The organism is Lentzea jiangxiensis, assembly GCF_900104175.1.
Taxonomy (GTDB): domain Bacteria; phylum Actinomycetota; class Actinomycetes; order Mycobacteriales; family Pseudonocardiaceae; genus Lentzea; species Lentzea jiangxiensis.
The window spans coordinates 75,729-95,845 of record NZ_FNIX01000007.1; the positions used below are offsets into that span (position 1 = coordinate 75,729).

At 69.6% G+C, this 20,117-nt stretch carries 23 protein-coding genes; 9 read left to right on the top strand and 14 right to left on the bottom strand.

Going from position 1 to position 20,117, the window contains the following annotated elements:
* Positions 1-68 precede the first annotated feature (68 nt).
* Both BLQ91_RS20835 and BLQ91_RS42155 read right to left on the bottom strand, forming a co-directional pair.
* A complete protein-coding gene (locus tag BLQ91_RS20835) occupies positions 69-806 on the bottom strand; it encodes an SDR family NAD(P)-dependent oxidoreductase (RefSeq protein ID WP_090098864.1) in 738 nt (245 codons plus the stop codon).
* Between the two features lie 7 nt (positions 807-813).
* On the bottom strand, positions 814-2,607 hold the full coding sequence (locus BLQ91_RS42155) for a protein kinase domain-containing protein (protein ID WP_218130344.1): 1,794 nt from the start codon (positions 2,605-2,607) through the stop codon (positions 814-816).
* 93 nt (positions 2,608-2,700) lie between these two features.
* Here BLQ91_RS42155 and BLQ91_RS20845 point away from each other — a divergent pair, with 93 nt between their 5' ends.
* On the top strand, positions 2,701-3,363 hold the full coding sequence (locus BLQ91_RS20845) for a Clp protease N-terminal domain-containing protein (RefSeq protein ID WP_090098866.1): 663 nt from the start codon (positions 2,701-2,703) through the stop codon (positions 3,361-3,363).
* Here BLQ91_RS20845 and BLQ91_RS20850 read toward each other — a convergent pair.
* Positions 3,317-4,282, bottom strand: coding sequence for a helix-turn-helix transcriptional regulator (locus BLQ91_RS20850; protein ID WP_090098868.1), 966 nt, complete (start codon positions 4,280-4,282; stop codon positions 3,317-3,319). The genes BLQ91_RS20845 and BLQ91_RS20850 overlap by 47 nt on opposite strands.
* A gap of 103 nt (positions 4,283-4,385) precedes the next feature.
* Between BLQ91_RS20850 and BLQ91_RS20855 the strand changes: the two genes are divergently transcribed.
* Positions 4,386-4,787, top strand: coding sequence for a VOC family protein (locus BLQ91_RS20855; protein ID WP_176959862.1), 402 nt, complete (start codon positions 4,386-4,388; stop codon positions 4,785-4,787).
* Between the two features lie 24 nt (positions 4,788-4,811).
* Positions 4,812-5,294, top strand: a complete 483-nt coding sequence (locus BLQ91_RS20860) for a hypothetical protein (protein ID WP_090098871.1) — start codon at positions 4,812-4,814, stop codon at positions 5,292-5,294.
* 36 nt (positions 5,295-5,330) lie between these two features.
* Here BLQ91_RS20860 and BLQ91_RS20865 read toward each other — a convergent pair whose 3' ends face one another.
* Complete coding sequence (locus BLQ91_RS20865; protein ID WP_090098872.1) at positions 5,331-6,317, bottom strand: helix-turn-helix transcriptional regulator; 987 nt, start codon at positions 6,315-6,317, stop codon at positions 5,331-5,333.
* A gap of 89 nt (positions 6,318-6,406) precedes the next feature.
* Here BLQ91_RS20865 and BLQ91_RS20870 point away from each other — a divergent pair, with 89 nt between their 5' ends.
* Genes BLQ91_RS20870 through BLQ91_RS20880 form a run of 3 tightly spaced genes read left to right on the top strand, consistent with a single transcriptional unit; the run spans position 6,407 to position 7,606 of the window.
* Positions 6,407-6,796: a cupin domain-containing protein gene (locus BLQ91_RS20870; protein WP_090098873.1), complete on the top strand. Its 390-nt coding sequence runs from the start codon at positions 6,407-6,409 to the stop codon at positions 6,794-6,796.
* Entirely contained in the window at positions 6,793-7,182 is a 390-nt protein-coding gene (locus tag BLQ91_RS20875; protein ID WP_090098874.1) for a DUF1304 family protein, read from the top strand. The genes BLQ91_RS20870 and BLQ91_RS20875 overlap by 4 nt, the downstream gene beginning before the upstream one ends.
* A 19-nt stretch (positions 7,183-7,201) precedes the next feature.
* Complete coding sequence (locus BLQ91_RS20880; protein ID WP_245733696.1) at positions 7,202-7,606, top strand: protein-tyrosine phosphatase family protein; 405 nt, start codon at positions 7,202-7,204, stop codon at positions 7,604-7,606.
* Between the two features lie 75 nt (positions 7,607-7,681).
* On the opposite strand, the gene BLQ91_RS20885 is transcribed toward BLQ91_RS20880, so the two are convergent.
* Positions 7,682-8,350 carry an MOSC domain-containing protein gene (locus tag BLQ91_RS20885; RefSeq protein ID WP_090098875.1) on the bottom strand — a complete coding sequence of 223 codons (669 nt, stop codon included), beginning with the start codon at positions 8,348-8,350 and terminating at the stop codon, positions 7,682-7,684.
* Positions 8,351-8,359: 9 nt separating this feature from the next.
* Positions 8,360-8,749, bottom strand: coding sequence for a MerR family transcriptional regulator (locus BLQ91_RS20890; RefSeq protein ID WP_218130345.1), 390 nt, complete (start codon positions 8,747-8,749; stop codon positions 8,360-8,362).
* A gap of 62 nt (positions 8,750-8,811) precedes the next feature.
* Here BLQ91_RS20890 and BLQ91_RS20895 point away from each other — a divergent pair, with 62 nt between their 5' ends.
* Positions 8,812-9,846, top strand: a complete 1,035-nt coding sequence (locus tag BLQ91_RS20895) for an aldo/keto reductase (protein ID WP_090098878.1) — start codon at positions 8,812-8,814, stop codon at positions 9,844-9,846.
* A gap of 43 nt (positions 9,847-9,889) precedes the next feature.
* Here the strand turns inward: BLQ91_RS20895 and BLQ91_RS20900 are convergent, their stop codons facing one another.
* From BLQ91_RS20900 to BLQ91_RS20910, 3 genes are read right to left on the bottom strand one after another with little or no spacing between them, the layout of a single operon-like run.
* Positions 9,890-11,014, bottom strand: a complete 1,125-nt coding sequence (locus BLQ91_RS20900; RefSeq protein WP_245733697.1) for a hypothetical protein — start codon at positions 11,012-11,014, stop codon at positions 9,890-9,892.
* Positions 11,011-12,525: an alkaline phosphatase D family protein gene (locus tag BLQ91_RS20905; RefSeq protein ID WP_090099185.1), complete on the bottom strand. Its 1,515-nt coding sequence runs from the start codon at positions 12,523-12,525 to the stop codon at positions 11,011-11,013. The genes BLQ91_RS20900 and BLQ91_RS20905 overlap by 4 nt, the downstream gene beginning before the upstream one ends.
* 11 nt (positions 12,526-12,536) lie before the next feature.
* Complete coding sequence (locus BLQ91_RS20910) at positions 12,537-13,079, bottom strand: FAD-binding protein (RefSeq protein ID WP_090098882.1); 543 nt, start codon at positions 13,077-13,079, stop codon at positions 12,537-12,539.
* Between the two features lie 66 nt (positions 13,080-13,145).
* Between BLQ91_RS20910 and BLQ91_RS20915 the strand changes: the two genes are divergently transcribed.
* Positions 13,146-13,613 carry a GbsR/MarR family transcriptional regulator gene (locus tag BLQ91_RS20915; RefSeq protein ID WP_245733698.1) on the top strand — a complete coding sequence of 156 codons (468 nt, stop codon included), beginning with the start codon at positions 13,146-13,148 and terminating at the stop codon, positions 13,611-13,613.
* Here the strand turns inward: BLQ91_RS20915 and BLQ91_RS43640 are convergent.
* The gene (locus BLQ91_RS43640) at positions 13,570-14,049 is read right to left on the bottom strand and encodes a hypothetical protein (protein ID WP_176959863.1); all 480 of its coding nucleotides are present in this window, start codon (positions 14,047-14,049) and stop codon (positions 13,570-13,572) included. The two genes, BLQ91_RS20915 and BLQ91_RS43640, sit on opposite strands and share 44 nt — an antisense overlap.
* Positions 14,050-14,345: 296 nt before the next feature.
* Here BLQ91_RS43640 and BLQ91_RS20930 point away from each other — a divergent pair, with 296 nt between their 5' ends.
* The gene (locus BLQ91_RS20930; RefSeq protein WP_090098886.1) at positions 14,346-15,410 is read left to right on the top strand and encodes a chitinase; all 1,065 of its coding nucleotides are present in this window, start codon (positions 14,346-14,348) and stop codon (positions 15,408-15,410) included.
* 83 nt (positions 15,411-15,493) lie between these two features.
* Here the strand turns inward: BLQ91_RS20930 and BLQ91_RS41485 are convergent, their stop codons facing one another.
* From BLQ91_RS41485 to BLQ91_RS20950, 4 genes are all read right to left on the bottom strand, one after another.
* Positions 15,494-15,631 carry a nuclear transport factor 2 family protein gene (locus tag BLQ91_RS41485; protein WP_176959864.1) on the bottom strand — a complete coding sequence of 46 codons (138 nt, stop codon included), beginning with the start codon at positions 15,629-15,631 and terminating at the stop codon, positions 15,494-15,496.
* Between the two features lie 671 nt (positions 15,632-16,302).
* Positions 16,303-17,532 (bottom strand): cytochrome P450, encoded by a 1,230-nt coding sequence (locus BLQ91_RS20935; protein WP_090098888.1) that lies wholly within the window; start codon positions 17,530-17,532, stop codon positions 16,303-16,305.
* Positions 17,533-17,723: 191 nt separating this feature from the next.
* Positions 17,724-18,680 (bottom strand): aldo/keto reductase, encoded by a 957-nt coding sequence (locus BLQ91_RS20940; protein ID WP_342670654.1) that lies wholly within the window; start codon positions 18,678-18,680, stop codon positions 17,724-17,726.
* A gap of 489 nt (positions 18,681-19,169) precedes the next feature.
* Positions 19,170-19,994 carry an SDR family NAD(P)-dependent oxidoreductase gene (locus tag BLQ91_RS20950; RefSeq protein ID WP_176959865.1) on the bottom strand — a complete coding sequence of 275 codons (825 nt, stop codon included), beginning with the start codon at positions 19,992-19,994 and terminating at the stop codon, positions 19,170-19,172.
* Positions 19,995-20,117 lie beyond the last annotated feature (123 nt).

Consider the following 20,117-nt stretch of genomic DNA (forward strand, 5'->3'; position numbering starts at 1 on the left):
GTGGTCTAGACCGGTTGCGGGAAGATCAACTCGCGACCGGAACTCGTTCCGGTCGGACCTGCGAGACGTCACCGCAGGTAGGAGGCCCCGTTCACATCCATGATCGTGCCGCTGGCCCAGACCGCGTGCTCGGTGGCGAGCCACGCGACGGCCGCGGCGACCTCCTCGGGTTCGGCGACGCGCCCGAACGGGCTCTGCGCGCGGATCTCGTCGCCCGCCGGGCTGTCGAGCAGGTCGGTGACCATCTCGGTGCGCACGAACCCCGGTGCGACGCCCGCGACCGCGATGCCCTTCGGGGCGAGGGACTGGGCCAGCGACTGGGTCATCGCGTGCAGACCGGCCTTCGCCGCGCCGTACGCCGGGGCCTCCGGTTCGCCGCGGAAGGCACCCCGGGAGCCGACGTTGATGATCCGGCCACCGGGCGGCATGTGCCGCACGGCGTGCCAGGCGAGGTCGGCCGGTCCGTACAGGTTGAGCTCGACCGTGCGACGCCAGGCCTGCTGCCACTCCTCGAAGCTCGTGGTGCCGATGGGGTGGTGGAAGTAGATGCCCGCGTTGTTGACCAGGACGTCGAGACCGCCGAGCTTCTCGACGGTCTCGGCCACGACCTGCCCCGCCTGGTCCGCGCCCAGGTCGCCCTGGACGGTGACGTGGCCGTCTCCGTCCAGCGCTTCCGCCACCGCCCGCGCCTCGTCCGCGCCGGAGCGGTAGTGGACGGCGACGCGGTGGCCACCGCTCGCGAGGGCGGTGGCGATGGCGGCGCCGATGCCGCGGGAGGCTCCGGTGACGAGTGCGCGTCGGGTCATGGGGAGATCATGCCTGAACGTCGATCAGCCACTTTCCGTTCTGCTGCACGAACGTGTACGTGTGCGTCTCGGTGCTGAAGACGTTCGACCCCTGCATGTACTGCAGCGTCACCGTCACCACGTTGTCGCCCTGGGGGACGAAGTTCGACAGCTGCACCGCGGTGTACTGGCTCCAGAAGCCCTGGTAGGCCTGGAAAGACGGTGCCCGGGCGGCCTTCATCCGGTCGGACAGCGACGCGTACCCGGCTTCCAGGTTGCCGGGAACCAGCGCGTAGTAGGCGGTGATCGCCTCCTGGGCGTTCCTCGGCCCTGCGGGCGGCTGCGGGGGCTGGCTCGGGGTGTTCTGCGGCGGGGGCGTCTGCGATCCGGCCGATGGCGTCTGGCTGCCCTCCGTCGGCTGCTGCGACTGCGACTGCGGCTGGGTCTCCCCGGTCGTCGGCTGGGCCTGCGTTCCCGTCGGCTGCGGGCCGCTCGTCGGCGCCTGGGCGTTCTGGCCGCCGTCGCCCTTGGGCCACAACAGGAACGAGCCGACGCCGACCGCGATCACGAGCAGGACGACCGCGATGGGGACGAGCGGGAACTTGCGGCGGTTCCCGTCCTCGGCGGGAGGCGCGGGCGGTGGCGTCTCGGCAGCCGGGCTGGTCGCGGGTGCGGCGCTCGGCACGGCGGCCTGGACGACGGTGGGCTTCGGCGCGGGTTCGGGCGCGGGCTGCGGTGCCGCCTGCGGCGCGGGCTCCGGTGCCGGCCGGGGCTCGGGTTCCGGTACCGCTTCCGGCTCCGGCTCGGGGGTCGCCTCGGGGGTCGTCTCGGCGGGCTCGGGCTTGGAGGTCGTCAGTCCGGCCGCTTCGCTCGCCGCCGCACCCGCGACCAGCCCGGCCGCCGCGGCACCGGCCTCCTGCTTCGCCTTCTGCTCGGGCTGGGCCTCGACCGGCAGCTGCACGGTCGACGGGATGACCACCGTCGCCTCGGAGGCCTGCGGCGTCTCGTTGACGACCGCGGCCAGCAGGTGGACGGCCTCCTGCATGGTCGGCCGGCGCTCGGGTTCGTTGGCCATCAGCCGGAACAGCACGGGCGCGAGCAGCGGACCGGCGTTGGCGGGCGGCATGATCGCGCCGCCGGCGACGCGGTGCAGCATCGCGAGGTGGTTGTCCGCGGTGCCGAACGGCGGGTTGCCCTCGACGGCGTTGTAGAGCGTCGCGCCGAGCGAGAAGACGTCGGAGGCCAGACCCGCGTCCTCGCCGCGGGCGACCTCGGGGGAGAAGAACGCGGGGGTGCCGACGGTGCCGGTCGCGGTGGCCGTGGCGTCCTCGCCGGTGGCGCGCGAGATGCCGAAGTCCGTGATCTTGACCTCCTGGTCGCCGATCAGGACGTTGCCGGGCTTCACGTCGCGGTGCTGGATGCCGTGGCGGTGCGCGGCGGCCAGCGCGGCGGCGGTGTAGCAGCCGATGCGGGCCACCTCGCGCGGCGGCAGGGTGCCCTGCTCGGCGATGACGGCGGCGAGGCTGCGCGACGGCAGGTACTCCATGATCAGCCAGGGGCGTCCGTCGTCCTCCACGACGTCGTAGACGCGGATGGCGTTCGGGTGCTCCAGTCGTGCCGCCAGCCGGGCCTCGCGCATCGCCCTGACCTTCGAGCGCTCGACCTTGACGTCGTCGACACCGTCCAGCGCGAGCAGTTCCTTCGCCGCGACCACGCGCTGGAGTTGCTCGTCATAGGCCTGCCAGACGACTCCCATCGCGCCCTGGCCGATCTTCTTCTTCACCTGGTAGCGGCTACCGATGAGCCTGCTGCTCTCCTCCACGCGGGTGCTCCCGTCCCCTCTGATCACTCACAAGTGTGACGGTTGCCGCGTTCGTCGTTGACCATAACCCCACATGGGGGTATTAATGGGGGTATGCCAAAGATCAACGTGTACCTCCCTGATGACCTGGCCGAATCCGTGAAGGACATGAACATTCCCGTGTCGGCGATCTGCCAACGGGCACTCGAAGGCTCGGTCAAGCGGATCACCGCGATCCGCGCACTCACGTTCGAGGATCTCGCAAGCGACAGACCCCCGCAGTTCACCGAGCGGGCGTGGAAGGCGCTCGAGAACGCCGCCGGCAGCGCCCAGGGCTCGAAGATCGGTACGGCGCACCTGCTGACCGGCATGGTTTCCGAAGGCGCGAACCTCGCCCTGGAAGTGCTGCGGGCGCTGGACATCGACCCCGGCTCGCTGTCGTCCGCCCCCGCGAGCACCGGCGACGGGCCGGGGTTCGCCGACGACGGGGCGTCCGCGCTGGAGCTCGCGGTCGTCGAGTCGATCGCGTTGGGGCACAACTACGTGGGCTGCGAGCACCTGCTGCTCGGCATCGTCGCCGAACCGGACGGCCGGGGCGGCGAGGAGCTGCGGCAGCTGGGCGCGGACATCAAGAGCGCGCGCCGCGCGGTGCAGACGGCGCTCGCGGGCATCGCGCACCTGCAAAAGCAGCGCAAGGAGGCCCCGGACCCCGCCCAGGTCCTGGAGATGATCATGACCCGGCTGGCCCGGCTGGAGCGGCACGCGGGTATCGGCTGACCAGTTCGGCGCCGATGCGGGCCAGGTGCTCCTCGACCTCGGGCGACTCGACCGCGATCAGGCCGCCCCAACCCGCGACGTTGCGCGCGATGTCCAGTGGGCGTGGCGCCGTCAGCTCGACCTTGGTGTGCTCGCCCCGTTCCTCGACGACGGTGCAGTGGCGGCCGTGCTGGTTCCGGAAGATCTCCAGGAACCGCGTGGGCACCAGCACGACCGCCGTCGTCTCGGACCGTTTGCGCTCCACGGCCGTCACCACCTCGTCCCAGGCGCCCGCCAGTTCGAAGTCGGCGGGCCGGGACGCGGGCGTGCCGGTCAGGGAGGCGCCCAGGACCCGGTCGAGCCGGAACGTGCGTTGCCCGTCGTCCGTGCCGGCGACGAGGTACCACGTGCCGTCCTTGTCGACGAGCCCCCAAGGGTCGACCACGCGGCCTCGGGGTGCCTCGCCCCGCTTGCGGTAGGTCAGCCGGACCCGCACCTGCCGCACCACTGCCTCCTGCAGCACCGCCACCAGGCCGGGCCGGTCCCTCGTGTCCTCGCCCCACGCCGCCGTGTCCACGACCGTCGCCCCGGCGGCGGCCTGGGCGTCGGCGCGGAAGGTCTGCGGCAACGCCCGCACGAGCTTGCGCAGAGCTGACCTGATCTCCGGCGCGACGGATGCCGCAGGTCCGGCGACCAGGAACAACGCCCGCGCCTCCGCCGAGGTGAGCCCGCTGAGGTCCGTGCGGGCGCCTCCGACCAGCGACCAGCCGCCGCCCCGGCCGGGTTGGGGGTACACGGGCACCCCCGCCGCGGACAGCGCCTCCAGGTCGCGGCGCGCGGTGGCGCGGGAGACCTCCAGCTCCTCGGCGAGTTCGGCGGCGGTCACCCGGCCGCGGGCCTGCATCAGCAGAAGGGTGGCGACGAGACGGTCTGCGCGCATGGCTCCAGATTCCCGCGGAAAGTGCTCAGTGGATGAGCACTTTACGGCCGAAGCTCACAACGAACAGACCGAAAACTTCTGGGAGGCAGTTGTGTTGCGAGGAATGTCGACCGTGTCCTACTTCGCCGACGACGTGGCCGAGGCCCGCGACTGGTACGCGGAGTTCCTCGGGGCCGACGCGTACTTCGAACGGAGCACCCCCGACGGCGTTCTGGGCTACGTCGAGTTCCGGATCGGCGACTACCAGGCCGAGCTCGGCATCGTGAACCGGAAGTTCGCGGTGACGCCGTCGGACGCCCCCGGCGGCCAGGTCCTCTACTGGGCGGTCGACGACCTGGGGGCGACGCTGGAGCGGCTTCGCGAGCTCGGGGCGGAGCCGCACGACGAACCGCGCGTGCGGGGCGAGGGGTTCGTGACGGCGTCGGTGGTCGACCCGTTCGGCAACGTCCTCGGCGTCATGACCAACGTCCACTACCTGGCCGTCGCGGAACAGAACCGCCGCTGACGCCGCTCCGCATATCCTTCACCGGTGACGACTCGGCTCGCCATCACCGGACATCGCGGCCTCTCCAGCGAACTGGAGGAGGAGGTCGGCCGGATGATCCGCGCCGTCGTCGCGCGCGACGGCGCGGACACCGCCGTGGTGGGTGTGTCGTGCCTGGCCGACGGCGCGGACGCGGTGTTCGCGCAGGCCGTGCTGGACGCCGGCGGTGAGCTCGTCGCCGTGCTGCCGGCCGCGCGCTACCGCGAGGTGCTGCCGGAGGGGTACCGGCCCGTGTACGACGGCCTGCTCGCCCGTGCGGGCCGGGTGGTCCAGCTCCCGCACGTCACGCCGGACCCGGAGGCCTACAGGGAGGCGGGCCGGCGGATGGTCGACGAGTCCGACTCGCTGCTCGCGGTGTGGGACGGCCGGCCGGGACGCGGCCCCGGCGGCACGGCCGACGTGGTGGCCTACGCGCGGTCGCGGGGTGTGCCGGTCACGGTTCTGTGGCCGCAGGGCGCCGTTCGCTGAACCTCGTGCCCGGCAGCACCCTCGGCGGGTGGCCGGTCAGGACAGCTTGGCGACGAGCTCCGCGCGGCTGCGGACGCCGAACTTCGCGAACAGGGACTTGAGGTGGTCCTGCACGGTGTACGGCGAGATGGTGAGGTGTGCCGCGATCCCCGACGTCGGCTGCCCGGCCAGCACCTCGTGGCAGACGTCCTGCTCGCGGCTGGTCACGCCGTGCGCCTTGAGCAGCAGCCCCAGCAGGTCCGCGCCGGACGCCCGGCTGATCGTCACGGCCGCGTCGAAGTCGTCGTCGCCCACGAGCCTGCTCGCCTCCAGCAGGATCCAGCCGCCGTGGGCGTCGCGGACCCGCGCCTTGAACGTGCCCGAGCGCGCTCCCGCGGCCGCCGCCCGCAGCATCACCGCGAACCGGCCCGGCGCGACCTCCTCCAGTTCGTCGTGCCACTGCGCCGTGGAGGCGGTCGACGCGCGGATCGTCCCGTCGCCGGTGACGACGACGATGGCGGGCGTTCCCGTCCGCCGGGCCGCCGTCCGTGCCGCGACTCGGGTGGCGGCGCCGAGAGCGGGAGCCACGGAGGCCATGAACTCCAGTTCGCGCTCGCTGAAGTCGCCGGCGCGCACCATTCCCGCGCCGCCCCAGCACGTCTCGTCGGCGCGGAACAACGCCCGCAGTTCGTGCCGCAGTCCCAAAGGCCGCCACACCTCGTTGAGCCGGGTCGACCGCTTGTCCTCGAGCCGCGCCACCGTGTCGCCGCGTTGCGCCAGTGCCGCGAACGTGTGCGGTTCGCCGGGCGTGTACTCGCACGTCGCGAGAACGGGTTCGTACTGCCGCGGGATGCGGTTGGGACCGCTCATCATGGTGCTGAACGCTCCGGAGTCCGGGTCCATCGACGCCCAGCAGGTGAGCTCGCACGGGACGATGCGGTCCACCAGCGCGATGGCCGCCGCGTGCAGTTCCGCGACGTCGAGCCCCGCGCTCGCCAGCGCTGTGACGTCACGTCGCACGCCCTGCGCCCGACCCTCCCACATGCTTCGCAGTATGCGCCCGGGGCGGCCCGTCCGGGGATCCCAGTTTTCCGGGATACAGCCCCTCCCGCCGCGAGCGGACTCTTGCGGGCATGACGACCACAGCCGGCGAGGGCGAAGAGCTGTCCGTGCCCGACGCGAAGATCACCGTCCGCATCTCCGGCAAGGACACCGGGGGTGCCTGCGAACTGTTCGAGGTGGACGCACCGCGCGACGAGGCCGCGCCACCGCACCGGACCCCGTGGCCGAAGGTGTACTACGTGCTGCACGGGCGCATGACCGTGTTCCTCGAGGGAGAGCTGCACGACCTGTCACCCGGTGACGCCATCGCCATCCCGCCCGACGCCCTGCACACCTTCACCGTGCACACGCCGTCGGTGCAGTTCCTGGCGTTCGCCGTGGGGGAGCGGATGGGCGCGTTCTTCCGCGACCTGTCGTCGAACGGCCTCGATGCGCTGCCCCGGCACGGGGTGTCGCAGTGAGCGTCGTCGCCCAAGTCGCCGCCGGAATCGCCGCCCTGGTCCACGTGGTCGTGTGGGTCTGCGAGGCGTTCCTGATCGGGCGGGTGCACCGGTCGATGTTCGGCCAGCCCGCCTCGGACGTGCCGGCGATCCGGCTGTGGGCGTTCGGGGTGGGGTTCTACAACCTGTTCCTGGCCGGCGGTCTGGTCGTGGGGCTTTTCGCGTTGCACAGCGGGCAGGAGCTCGTCGGTCGTACGCTGGTCTTCTACGTGTCGTGGTTCATGCTGCTGGGCAGCGTGGTGCTGGCCGTGGCCGACCAGCTGCAGCTGAGCCGTCCCCGCAACCAGGCGTGGGGAGGCGTTGCGGCCGAAGGGGTTCCGCCGCTGGTGGTGCTGGTCTTCGCTTGACAGACCTCTGGGGAGTGGTGTGAAGAAGGTCCGACTGCCGGACGGCGCGGTGATCACGGGCCGTGGCCTGCGCGACGGCAAGATCGTGGAACCGCACCCGCGGTACGGGGTGTACCTGCAGCCCAAGCCCGTCGACGTGCCGTGGGAGCACGACTGGATCGACTGGCCGGACTTCCGGCTGCCGCGCGACCACGAGTCCGCGATCAGGCTGATCCGCTCGCTGCACGCCCGCGCCCTGGCGGGCGAGGACGTCGAGGTGGCGTGCAGCGGGGGCGTGGGACGCACCGGGACGGTGATCTCGTGCCTCGCCGTGCTCGCCGGGGTGCCCGCCGACGACGCCGTGGCGTGGACGCGCGCGAACTACCACCGCCGCGCCGTCGAGACGCCGTGGCAGAAGCGCTGGGTCAGGCGTTTCCCGGTCTAGTGGCACGTCGGCGGCGCGATCCGCGCCCAGCGGGCCGTCTCACTCGGACCCGCCGGCAACGTCTGTGCCGCACCACTAGGAGTCGAGTTCGACGACCGAACGCTTGTGCACCAGCTCGATCACCTCGGGCGGCACCGAGTCGCCGGCTTCCAGGAGCCGGGGCAGCAGGTCGGCCTCGGTCGTCACGGCGCGGAAGAACAGCTCGACCGTCACGTCGTGGCCGGGCCGGTGCACCACGCTGATCTCGTCACCCGGTCCGACGAGGCCCGGCTCCAGCACGCGGAAGTAAGCGCCGGGCCGCGCGACCTGCGTGAACCGCTTCACCCAGCCGCGCTGCCCGAGGAACTCGGCGAACGTGCGGCACGGGATCCGCGGCCCGGTGACCTCCAGCAGCGCCGTGCCGATCCGCCAGCGCTCGCCGACCAGCGCCGTCGTGTGGTCGACGCCCTGCGTGGTGATGTTCTCGCCGAACTGGCCGTTGCCGAGCTCGACGCCGAGCTCGGACTCCCACCAGTCGAGGTCCTCGCGCGCATAGCCGTACACGGCCTGGTAGTCGCCGCCGTGCACCGACCGGTCACCGATCGAGTCACCCGCGACACCGCTGCCGGCCGTCCCCTTGGGACCGGGTGCGGTGACCTCCAGCGGCCCGTCGACCGGGTGCTTGCCGATTCCGGTCACGCCCGTGCGGGCGTAGTCGACGGGCACCGTCTTGCGGGCGACGTTCAGCGAGAGCACGACAGGCATGCCCGCACCTTATTGCCCGACCGCGCGGGCGGCGATCGAATTGACGTAGTCCTCGTACTTCCCGACCTTGTAGGTGATCAGATCCATGCACTCCTGCAGCTGCACCATCTGCTGCCGCACGCGTTCCTGGTGCTCCTTGAGGATGTCGAGGCGCTGCGGCTCGTTGCCGTCGCCCTGGCGGACCAGCTCGGTGTAGCGGCGGATCTCCGGCACCGGCATCCCGGACATGCGCAGCATGATGCACATGCGCAGCCAGTCCACGTCCTGCTGCGTGTAGATCCTGCGGCCACCCGGTCCTCTGTGGACCTGGTGCGCGAGGATGCCTTCCTTCTCGTAGAACCGCAGCGCGTGCACGCTCAGCCCGGTGCGTTCGGCGACCTGTCCGATGCTCAAGCCCATGCGTCCGAGCATAGGTACTTGACCTGGAGCCGACTCCAGTTCGTAGGTTTTCCGGCATGACTATGCGTTATCGCGTGCTCGGGGGAACCGGCATCGAGGTCAGCCACCACTGCCTCGGCGCCATGATGTTCGGCTCGGTCGCCAACAACGACCACGAGGAGGGCGTGCGGATCATCCACCGCGCCCTCGAGGCGGGCGTCAACTTCGTCGACACCGCCGACATGTACTCGGCCGGCGAGTCGGAGGAGATCGTCGGCAAGGCCCTGGAGGGCCGCCGAGACGACGTCGTGCTGGCCACGAAGGTGCACTTCCCGCTGGGGGAGGGCCGCAACCGCGGCGGCAACTCGCGGCGGTACGTCGTGCGCGCCGTCGAGGACAGCCTGCGGCGGCTGCGGACCGACTGGATCGACGTCTACCAGGTGCACCGGCCGGACTACTCCACCGACGTGGAGGAGACGTTGTCGGTGCTCACGGACCTGGTGCGAGCGGGCAAGATCCGGGCGTTCGGCTGCTCGACGTTCCCGGCGGAGGAGATCGTCGAGGCGCACCACGTGGCGCTGAACCGCGGGCTGATGCGGTTCCGGACCGAGCAGCCGCCCTACTCGCTGCTGGCGCGCGGGGTGGAGCGGTCGGTGCTGCCGACGGCGCGGAGGCTCGGGATGGGTGTGCTGGTGTGGAGCCCGCTGGCCAGCGGGTTCCTGTCCGGGAAGCACCGGCGCGGCGGGGCGGCCGAGGCGTTCCGGGCGACGCTCACCCCGGAGCGGTTCGACGAGTCGCTGCCGGGCAACACGGCCAAGTTCGACGCCGTGGAGAAGTTCGCGGAGCTCGCCGACGAGATGGGGGTGTCGCTGCCGGCGCTGGCCGTCGCGTTCGTGACGACGCACCCGGCCGTGACCTCGGCGATCACCGGTCCGCGCACGATGGAGCACCTGGAGTCGTTGCTGGAGGGCGCCTCGCTGGTGCTGACCGACGACGTGCTCGACCGCATTGACGCGATCGTGCCGCCCGGCGTCGACACCTACGACGTGAGCGGGGGCTGGAAGCCCGCGTCGCTGCTGGATCCCCACCAGCGACGCAGGCCGCTCGATCAGCGCTGAATCACCGGCGCTGACTCACCAGCGCTGACTCACCACCGCTGACTCACCACCGCTGGGTGCTCAGACCGGTGCCCAGGTAGATCTGGTCGTAGGAGTTGCCGTCGTTGTCGTCGGTGTAGACGACGGTGATGCGGCCCCACGGGTCGACGCCCACGGCCGGCTCGTCCTGCCTGCCGGTGGCGTTGGAGACCGTGAGCTGCCGCTCCGGCCGGCCGGTCGTGGTGCCGTCGGGGTTGTAGACGCTCGTGTGCACGTCCTGCGCCTCCGCCGTGGTCACCGCGACGCCGAGCTGGTCGTCGATGCCGACCTGCGGGTCGGCGCCGGTGGTCACGGCGTTGGCGGTGCCCCGTGCGGCGCCGGCCGCGGTGAACGACCGCGACCGCACCCCGGCCTGCTCCCAGGCGACGGCGAAGTCGCCGGTGAAGTTGGCCGCCACGGCGGGGCGTTTCCCCTGCCCCGTCGTGGTCTGCGCCTGCTTGACGCCACCGGCCGGGGTGACGATCTTGCGGGCGACGTCCGCGTCCGCCTCCCACACGATCACCGCGTTGCCCGCCGCTCCCATCGCGACCTGCGGCTTGGCGTGGGTGCCGCCGGCGTTGTTGACCTGCGCCTCGTAGGACTTGGAGCTGATCGACGCGAACATGCTCACGCGGGTGGTGGATGCGTTCGTGCCCTGCTTGTCCTCCCACGTGACCGCGAAGCCGGCGCTGTCCGGGTCGGCCGCGACGCTCGGGAAGTACTGCTGGCCGTCGGAGTTCGCGTTGGCCGTGCCGGAACCGGACACGCTGCCGCTCGCGCTGACGGAGCGGACGGCGATGTTGTAGTAGCCGTTGCCGTCCGGGTCCTCGGACCAGACGACGACCGCGCTGCCGTCCTCGCGCACCGACACGTCCGGCTGCCAGTGCCGCCACGTGCCGGTGCCGCCGGTGCTCAGCTTCTTCTCGTAGACCGACGTCCCCTCCCGGTAGAGGCGGATCCAGACGTCGGAGTGGACCGGGTCCTCCGGGGCGGAGGTGTCGCGGTCGTCCTCCCACACGACAGCGGTGTACCCGTTGCGGGAGGAGGAGGCGGACGCGTTGTCCTGGTCGCCGGTCGAGTCGCTGTTGACCGTCGACCACGTCATCGGGGCGGGGGCGAGCAGCAGGCTCGCGATCAGCAGTGTCTTCACGGCGCCTGCAATCCGGGGTTGGTGGACTCGACGACGTAGCTGCCGACCGTCTTCACCGGGTAGTCGCGCACGGTGACCTTGTCGACGGCGCGGAAGTCGACCCGCATCTGAGCCGAGGTGGTGCGGGTCCTCACGTACCCGCGCAGGTTCTTGAAGTACTTCACGTGCGGGTTCAGCGTCGGGTTGAGGCTGTTGTCGGCCGCGTTGCCGTCACCGCCGGACGTGACCGACGTGGTGACGAGCTCGGTGCCGATGATCCGGTTCTGGGTGCCGTAGTTCTGCATGAGGTTCGCGGCCCAACTGCGGTGCACGTCGCCCGTGAGCACGACGGTGCCCTTGTTGCCGTTGGTGTCCCACGCGTTCTGGATGCGGGTGCGGTTGGCCGTGTAGCCGTCCCAGGCGTCCATGCTCTTCGAACCGTCCGCCGCGGCGAGCCGTTGCGCGAAGAACACCTGCTGGCCGAGGAAGTCCCACGTGCCGAGCTTCTGCCGCAGGCCGTCGATCAGCCATGTCTCCTGCGACGTGCCGGTGAGCGTGCGCGCGGGGTCGTCGGCGGCCGGGCAGACCTTCGTGCCGTCACCACAGGCCTGGTCGTTGCGGTACTGGCGGGTGTCGAGCATGTGGAACGTGGCGAGGCTGCCCCAGCGGACCCTGCGGTGCAGCAGCATGTTCTCGGCCGTGGGCGCCTGGGCGCTGCGCAACGGCATGTGCTCGTAGTACGCCTTGTAGGCGGCCGCGCGGCGGGCCTTGAAGTCGCCGGCGGGGTTGGTGTCGTTGCGGATCAGGTTCGCGTAGTTGTTCTCGACCTCGTGGTCGTCCCAGACGACCAGCCAGGGCGCCGCGGCGTGCGCGGCCTGCAGGTCCGGGTCGGTCTTGTACTGGGCGTGGCGGACCCGGTAGTTCGCCAGCGTGCTGATCTCCGCGGAGGGCGCGAACTGGCGGACCTTCGTGGTGGTGGCGCCGCCTTCGTAGATGTAGTCGCCGAGGTGCAGGACCAGGTCGGGGTGCTCCTCGGCCATGCGGCGGTAGGCCGTGAAGTAGCCCTCCTCGTAGTGCGAGCACGACGCGAAGAGCATCGTCAGCTCGGGCTGGGTGCCCACGGCCGGTGCGGTGAGGGTGCGGCCGACGGGCGAGATGTGACCGCCGGTGCGGAAGCGGTACCAGTACTCGCGGCCCGGTTCCAGGCCGGTGAGGGTGACGTGGACGGCGTGCCCGCCCGCCTGGGTGGTGGTGAAGGTGCCGGTGCGGGCGATGGCGGTGAAGCGCTCGTCGGTGGCGACCTGCCACTCGACGGCGGTGCTGGTGTTGGGCATGCCGCCGAGACCGTCGGCGTTCAGGGGGTTCGGGGCGAGGCGGGTCCAGATCACGAACCCGTCGGCCGCCGGTTCGCCGGACGCGACGCCCAGGGTGAACGGGTAGCCGATCGCGTTGGCCAGCGCGGGAAGCAGAACTCCGGCGCTCGCTCCCGCGAGCCCGCCCACGATGAAGGTACGTCTCCGTAACGTGGTCATGACCCGCACAGTTACCGGACGCGGGTAAAGGCCCGCCTAATTGCGTGTGGCCGCAGGGTGGTTTCCCACCAGGCGAAAGCCGCCTGCTCGTCGGTGTGCACGTCGAACGCGTCGGCGAGCAGCTCGGCCGCGCTCAGCGGGAGGCCCGTGTCGCGGACGGCGCGGTGCAGCAGGGCCACGTGGTCGCGGGACCAGGCGTCGACGCCCAGGCCGGGTAATCGTTCCGCCCGGCAGCACGGCTGGGCGCACACCACGACGTCGAACCACTCGTCGTCGTGGTCGTTGAACGCGACCGTGACGCCGAAGCGGTCGGGGCGCAGGGCCGTCACGGTGCTGTGCCGCGTCTCGAAGCGCAGGTCGTGGGGAAGCGCGGCGAGCCGTCGCGCGGCGTGGCGGTCCGGGCCGGTGATCGGCACGGGGTCGTGGTGGGTGCCGTGGTCCAGCACGACCACCTGCCACGCGTTGTGCGTGAGCCGGAGCGCGGCGGCGAGGCCGGCGATCCCGGTGCCCACGACGAGCGCGGTGCGCGCGAAAGCTGTGAGATCTGTGGCCATGCCAGCCCCTTCCCCCTTAGGATCGAGGCTAGCGAACGTTCAGAAATTTCTGAAGACAGGGTGGCTGTGACGGGCGAGACAGGACGCAGGCACGCGGCGGAGCACCTGGCGTTGACGCTGAGCGGTGCGGGGATGCAGCGGATGGCGGCGCGGGTGCTGGCGGCGTTCCTGTTCACCGACGAACCGTCGCTGACCGCCGGGGACCTGGCCGAGGAGCTCGGGGCGAGCGCGGGATCGGTGTCCGGCGCGATCAAGATGGTGCTGCAGATGGGGCTGGTCGAGCGGGCGCCCGCGCCCGGCAGCCGGCGTGAGCACTACCGGATGCGCGACCGGGCGTGGACGACGTTGTACGGCAGGCAGCACGCCCCGATCGACGACATCCTCGCCGCCGTCTCGGCCGGGGTGGAGACCGTCGGGCCGGGGCCCGCCCGCGAACGGCTGGAGTACATGCGGGACTTCTACGAGTTCCTGCTCGGCGAGGTGCCCTCGATCATCGAGCGGTTCGAGCAGCGCCGTGGAGGATCCCGGCCATGACGAGGTCGAGCAGCCGCTTCGCCTGATCGGCGTCCTGGTTCTGGGCGACCGCGACCAGCAGCGCCATCACGTCCAGCGGGGTCAGCAGCCGTGTGATGGCCTCGGTCGGCTTGGCGCGGCTGTGCTCGAACGGGTTGACGCCCAGGGCGATCACGGCCTGCAGCGCGTCCTTGAGGTCGCGCTTGGTCGTGAGGTGGGCGATGAAGCGGTTCATCCACTCCCGCAGCGCCGCCTCGGGGTCGTTGCTCTCCAGCAGTTCGGGCACCGCGTCGCAGACGCTGGGCCTGTTCGCCGCTTTGCGCGCCGAGGGCGCCCGCGTCGTGAACGTCAGCTCGACCGGCCACCTGGCGAGCCCCGTGGTGTTCGACGACATCCACTTCGAGCGCCGCGAGTGCGACCGCCGGCAGGCCTGCGGCCAGTCGAAGACGGCGAACATCCTCTTCCGGCGCGGAGGTGCGCTGCCCACTCCGTACCCGGAAGCGGTGCCGCAGGCGGCCGGTGGGGCCGATGGGTGGCGGCTTCGCGGTCTCGTATCGCGTCGCCGGTTCCGTCGCACGGCTCGGAGGAGTTCGCCCGCGGGTGGCGAGTCAACATTGCCGCCCGTCTTCATGCAGCCATGGCCCGCCGTCACCGTTCAGCGACCGCACCCTCCGCACGCCCACGCGCTAGAGGTCTGGACCATTTCGTGCTTCACTGGCAGAGGGTCGCCGCCTGCAAGCGAAAGGTGAGCGAATGTCAGCCCGCACGTTCCCCAGGGCACTGACAGCCCTGCTTCTGCTCCTGAGCACCCTCATCCCCGCTCGAGCACAGGCCCAGGCCGAACCGCAACTCCGGGCAGCCGACACCTGCGCCCTCAAATCCCGCCCTGCCGGCAAAGTCCTCCACGGCTACTGGGAGAACTGGGACGGCGCGGCGAACGGCGTGCACCCGCCGTTCGGCTGGACCCCGATCACCGACGCCCGCATCAGGCAGCACGGCTACAACGTGATCAACGCCGCCTTCCCGGTCATCCGCTCCGACGGCACGGTGCTGTGGGAGGACGGCATGGACGCGGGCGTCAAGGTCGCAACGCCGGCCGAGATGTGCGCGGCGAAGGCCGCCGGGGCCACGATCCTGCTGTCGATCGGGGGCGCCACCGCGGGCATCGACCTGAGCTCGACGGCCGTGGCGAACCGGTTCATCGCGACCGTGGTGCCGATCCTCAAGAGGTACAACTTCGACGGGATCGACATCGACATCGAGACCGGGCTGGTGGGCAGCGGCAACATCAACCAGCTGTCGGCGTCGCAGGCGAACCTCGTCCGCATCATCGACGGGGTGCTGGCGGCGATGCCCGCGGGGTTCGGGCTCACCATGGCACCGGAGACCGCGTACGTGACGGGCGGCAGCGTCGTGTACGGCTCGATCTGGGGCGCCTATCTGCCGATCATCAAGAAGTACGCGGACAACGGGCGTCTGTGGTGGCTGAACATGCAGTACTACAACGGGTCCATGTACGGGTGTTCCGGCGACAGCTACCAGGCCGGGACGGTGCAGGGGTTCGTGGCGCAGACGCAGTGCCTCGACAAGGGGCTGGTCGTGCAGGGCACCACGATCAAGGTGCCCTACGACAAGCAGGTTCCCGGGTTGCCCGCGCAGCCGGGTGCCGGTGGCGGGTACATGAGCCCTTCGCTGGTGGGGCAGGCGTGGAACAGCTTCGGTGGCCGGCTCAAGGGGGTGATGACCTGGTCGATCAACTGGGACGGTTCACGGGGCTGGACGTTCGGTGACAACGTGAAGGCGTTGCAGGGCCGGTAGGAACGCAGAAGAAGCCCTCGCGCGGCTGCCCCTCGTCGGCGCGTACCGGGAGGCCGTCCGCCCCTCCGGCTCGCGAGCAGGCCTCAGAGCACGATGGTGTTCTGGCCCGCGGCGATCCGCCACTCGTCGTCCTCTTTGGACAGGACGTAGAGCGGCGAGCGCTCGTTCTGGTCCGGCAGCGGTGTGCCGTTGGAGCGGATCGGGCGCTGGCGGATCTTCACGGCCGTCACGTCCGGCGGATGAACAGCACGTGCGCCACCTCGTAGGTGGCGGTCGCCTCCTTCGTCGCGCCTGGCCAGACCCGGCGGGTGAAGGAGGCGATCTCGTCGCGGCCGGTGAGCCGCTTGCCGTGGGCGGTCGTCCGGATCGCGTCGGCGCGGAAGAGGTCGAGGAACTCCTACCACCGCCATCTGTCACAACCGCGCCACCGGCCAACCCCATCACACACGCGTTTTTCGATCTTGAGCTGACTGTCCACACTGGTCTGTATTGGTCTGTGGCCCGCTGTGGGGAGGATTTTGGCAGAATTGATCTGCTCGGCGCGAAATGGGGGTCGCGTTGGCTGCGGCGAATCGCGTCTTTCATCCGGGTCCACCACCCGGCCAAGGTCGCGTGACGCACCACTGCTGAGGGTCTCCCCGTCCACGCGCCAAAGGGCACCTATCTGTCCAAGCTGAGAAGCAGGCGCCAAGTCCGGGTTGGCCGGCCATCCTGCCCGAGCTCATCGATCGCCGGCTCTTCATCCCTTCCCCCGGCATCCGCCGGGCGATTGTTCAAGATCGCCGGGTCCGCCGGGGAATCCACGGTGATGTCCGCGAAGCTTCTCGACTCCACCTGCGACATCATCTACGTGCGCTGACTCCAGTGTTGTCAGCTATTGCGCGCTGGGATCTCAGTGGCAGACGACGGGAAAAGTGTCTGCTCGTCGCATGAACATACCTGGACGCCAGACGATCTGGTCGGGGGAGATGGCCAGCCTGATATCTGTGAAACGGTCCAGGAGCGCAGCGATCGCAATTCTGGTCTCCAGCTTGCCCAGCTCGATCCCCAGGCACCGGTGAGGGCCATGACCAAATGACATGGCGCCGTGCGAACGGCGCGCTATGTCGCAGACGTCAGGGTTGGGGAACAGATCCGGGTCACGATTCGCGATGGCGGGCGAGGGTACGATGAACTCTCGCGGAGGAATCACGATGTCGCCAAGCTCGAAAGGTTCATCACTGAAGCGCGGTGGAAGCATGCGGAATGGTGATTCCAGCCGGATGCCTTCATCAACGGCTGACGCCAGCAACGACCTGTTCTCGCGTAGCCGCATCAGCTGGTCGGGGTTGCGCAACAGGACCAGCAGCGTGTGGACCATGGCGTTGATCGGCTCGCAAGAGCCCACGAGCAGCACCATGAAGGTCGAGGCCAACTCATCCTCGTCGAACTTGCCTTCCTCGTCGCACTGCCGGATCAGCCGGGTGAACAGATCATCTCCGGGCTCGCGACGCTTGCGTGCCACCACCCGCTCGGCGAACCGGAACAGGTGCAAGCTCGACTCTTCGATCTGAGCGACCGAGTTGCCGGTGACCATCAGATTGGCCCACGTGGGGAATTCGTCGAGTTCGCCGTCGACGAGTCCGACGATCCGAGCGATCGTGCGTACGACCAGCGGCCGGGCAAAGGAGGTGACCAGGTCGAACGGTTCGCCGGTGGGAAGTGCGCCGGTCAGCTCCCGTGCTGTCGCGATGATCTCCTGCTCGTGCTGCGCAATCGTCGCCTCAGACATCTCGGGGTCCAGCACCGCGCGCATCCGCCGGTGATCGGCCCCGTCGCGTTCAAGCACGCTGCGGCGAGAAGAGTGCAGCATCCGTGCGGTCTTGCCGGGGAGCAAGACGGTTTGAGCCGAAAGTTCTTTGCGTCTGGGCAGGAGATCTTTGTAGAAGCCACGCCCGATCAGCACTCGTTTGATCTCTTGATAGTGGGTGATCACCCACATTCGGTAGCCGTTCGCCTCCACCGGTACTGCGGGCGCGGTCTCGCGCAGCGCTCGCAGCATGGGGTACGGTTCCTGTACAAACCGTCTGGTGAGTAGATGCATGGGGCATCGAGGATCGGTGGTCGGAACATCGTCGGCCATCGCGCACCACCTTGGGGTCGACAAGCCTCACTTCGGCTTGAATTCATCGATCGACTTGCGAACACGGATGACCACATGGGCGAATCCGTTTGTGAAGAATTTACGATCATCCGCAGTCGAGGCGCGCCAGGCTGATCCCGCTGCCGTTCCCACGTGGCGCCCCGAGAACCTGCGAGCCGCGCAGCAAATCGTCAGCCTAGTCCTCGCTCGGGATAACCCATGCGCATCGCAGACACCTTGTTGAGCCGTTCGGTGATCTCGGGAGGAAGTTCCAACGCCTCCGAGGACAGCGATGCGGAAAGCTGTTGCACCGTTCGTGCTCCCACCAGCGGTGCGCACACGCCAGGTCGGTCACGCACCCATGACAACGACACCTCGATCGGACTTGCGCCGAGCTCGCGTGCGCACTCGACGACCTCCGTGACGATTCTCGCCACGCGTGGGCTTTCCGCGTAGTCCTGCACGTACCACCGGTAGAAGCCGCTATCGCGCTTGCCTTCCGGAACACCGTTCAGGTACTTGCCCGTGAGCACGCCTCTGCCGAGCGGTGCCCAGGGAAGCAGGCCGATGCCGAGACTTCTCGTGGCGGGCCGCACCTCGCGATCGATTCCGCGCTGCACGAGCGAGTACTCGAGTTCGACGACCGACAGAGGAGTGGCGCCGCGAAGCTCCTGGATCGTCGCCGCTCGCGCGGTCTGCCAGCCCGAGTAGTTGCAGGCGCCCGTCGCCCGCACCTTGCCCGCCGCGACCGCGTCGTCCATCGCTGCGAGCGTCTCCTCGATCGGAATCTTCCGATCCCAGGTGTGCACCAGCCAGAGGTCGATGTGGTCGACCCGCAGGTTGCGCAGTGACTGCTCCAGCTCCGCGAGCATCCGCGTCTTCGACGCGTCGACGGTCGGTGGTCTTCCCATGACCATCCCCGCCTTGGTGGCGATCACGAAGTCCTCGCGGCGGAAGTGGCGTGCGAGCGCTCGGCCGATGAGCCGCTCGCTTTCACCGTTTCCGTAGATGTTGGCGGTTTCGATCAACGTGCCACCCGCGTCGGCGAAGCTCCGCAGCTGTGCCACTGAATCGGTGTCGTCAGCGTCGAAGCCCCAAGTGGCGGTACCCAAACCGAGGCGGGACACCGAGATGTCGCTGTTGGGCACCGCTCGCTTTCGCATTTCGCTCCCATCGTCCCAGCCGAATCGAGGCCAGGATGCCGGACGGCAAGCGTTGACGGTGGTGTCGTTCCGGACTGCGGAACGCGTGGTGCGTCTGCGGCGGGCACCTCGTCATCGCTTGTCCGCGAAACGTGGAGCGGTGGAGTGATGTCCGACCGAGTGCCCGGAAGCACCCATGGGTGTGCCCGCACCTGCAGGGCGGCCTGATTGCGGAGTTTCTTTCGACGCGACTGGCTTGTGGTGTGGGTGTTGCAGCACTTCGAGGCTGATGTCGTACTGCGGGTGATGATCGTGCATACGTCCCTTGGCCGCCAGGCGGGCACGACAGTGCTGAGGCTGTTCCACGTTCAGCCTTCCCGAGGGGTCACCACCGGCTTCGCCGGCGACCCGGCGGAGGAGCCGGCCTCCGCCGGGTGAAGGTGTGCCTCCGGTTCGCGACGCGATCACGGAGACGTCCGGCGGCGACGCCCCTGATCACACGTGTTCCTGAGTGATCACACCCCCGGACAGGTCGTCGAACTCACCCTCCGCGATGCGGGCCAGCAGGGCGGCCGATTGCTTGACCGGGGTGAACTTCCCCTGATCTCGCAGGGACTGTGCCCACCGCGAGAGCCGAGGCCAAACCGGATCGTCCGCATTGCGCGGGTCAGCGCTCCGCTCGATGCCACGGCGCATGAGGCCGATGTCGAGCAGGCCGGGGTCGTAGCACAGCACCGCGACCGGCCTGTCCTTCACCTCGATCGCGAGGTTCTCGGTCAGCTTGATCACGGCCGCCTTCGACACCGAGTAGGCCGTGAGGTAAGGCCACCTCTGCACACCGGCGTTGCTGATCACGTTGATGATCCGGCCCCGCGTCATCCTGCGAATCGCCGCGTTGGTGGCGAACGCGGTGCCTCGGAGGTTCACCTCGAACGTGTGCCACCACTCGTCTTCGTCGAGCTGCCACGTCGGCCCGACAGGTCCACCGAGCGCGCCGTTGTTGACCAGCACGTCGATCCCGTCCAAGCTCTCGATCAGCTTCGGCGTCGCGAGCGGGTCGCCCAGGTCCGCGACGTGGGTCTCGACCCGCACCCCTGCGGCGTTCAGATCGGCTTCGACCGCGTCCAGGGCTTTTCTGTCGCGGCCGGTGATGACGAGTTCATGGCCTCGGGCACCGAGCTCTTCGCTGAACGCCCTGCCCAACTCCTTGGCGCCGCCGGTCACCAGAATTTTCACGTGGTCGCTCCTTTCCCCGCCGCCGAACGACCTCGCAGGCAACGGGTTGAAAATATCATCCGCCTGATGGATCTGACACGGCATCGCCGGCGACCACATTCATCGCCACGACGAACATCGGTGCACCCGCCGCCGTCCGATTGGGTGGCTTTCTGTTCACCTCGTATCTCCCTTTCCGGCACGGCCAGGAATCCGCGAGGACAACGG

Excerpts from the sequence above, each read along its gene's own strand:
- BLQ91_RS20935 (WP_090098888.1), bottom strand. The coding sequence starts at position 17,532 with ATGGCCGACGATGTTCCGACCACCGATCCTCGATGCCCCATGCATCTA.
- BLQ91_RS20905 (WP_090099185.1), bottom strand. The coding sequence starts at position 12,525 with ATGACCACGTTACGGAGACGTACCTTCATCGTGGGCGGGCTCGCGGGA.
- BLQ91_RS20895 (WP_090098878.1), top strand. The coding sequence starts at position 8,812 with ATGCGTTATCGCGTGCTCGGGGGAACCGGCATCGAGGTCAGCCACCAC.
- BLQ91_RS20855 (WP_176959862.1), top strand. The coding sequence starts at position 4,386 with ATGTCGACCGTGTCCTACTTCGCCGACGACGTGGCCGAGGCCCGCGAC.
- BLQ91_RS43640 (WP_176959863.1), bottom strand. The coding sequence starts at position 14,049 with ATGTTCGCCGTCTTCGACTGGCCGCAGGCCTGCCGGCGGTCGCACTCG.
- BLQ91_RS20835 (WP_090098864.1), bottom strand. The coding sequence starts at position 806 with ATGACCCGACGCGCACTCGTCACCGGAGCCTCCCGCGGCATCGGCGCC.
- BLQ91_RS20950 (WP_176959865.1), bottom strand. The coding sequence starts at position 19,994 with ATGCCGTGTCAGATCCATCAGGCGGATGATATTTTCAACCCGTTGCCT.
- BLQ91_RS20870 (WP_090098873.1), top strand. The coding sequence starts at position 6,407 with ATGACGACCACAGCCGGCGAGGGCGAAGAGCTGTCCGTGCCCGACGCG.
- BLQ91_RS20865 (WP_090098872.1), bottom strand. The coding sequence starts at position 6,317 with ATGTGGGAGGGTCGGGCGCAGGGCGTGCGACGTGACGTCACAGCGCTG.
- BLQ91_RS20850 (WP_090098868.1), bottom strand. The coding sequence starts at position 4,282 with ATGCGCGCAGACCGTCTCGTCGCCACCCTTCTGCTGATGCAGGCCCGC.
- BLQ91_RS20910 (WP_090098882.1), bottom strand. The coding sequence starts at position 13,079 with ATGGCCACAGATCTCACAGCTTTCGCGCGCACCGCGCTCGTCGTGGGC.
- BLQ91_RS20845 (WP_090098866.1), top strand. The coding sequence starts at position 2,701 with ATGCCAAAGATCAACGTGTACCTCCCTGATGACCTGGCCGAATCCGTG.
- BLQ91_RS20885 (WP_090098875.1), bottom strand. The coding sequence starts at position 8,350 with ATGCCTGTCGTGCTCTCGCTGAACGTCGCCCGCAAGACGGTGCCCGTC.
- BLQ91_RS20890 (WP_218130345.1), bottom strand. The coding sequence starts at position 8,749 with ATGGGCTTGAGCATCGGACAGGTCGCCGAACGCACCGGGCTGAGCGTG.
- BLQ91_RS20930 (WP_090098886.1), top strand. The coding sequence starts at position 14,346 with ATGTCAGCCCGCACGTTCCCCAGGGCACTGACAGCCCTGCTTCTGCTC.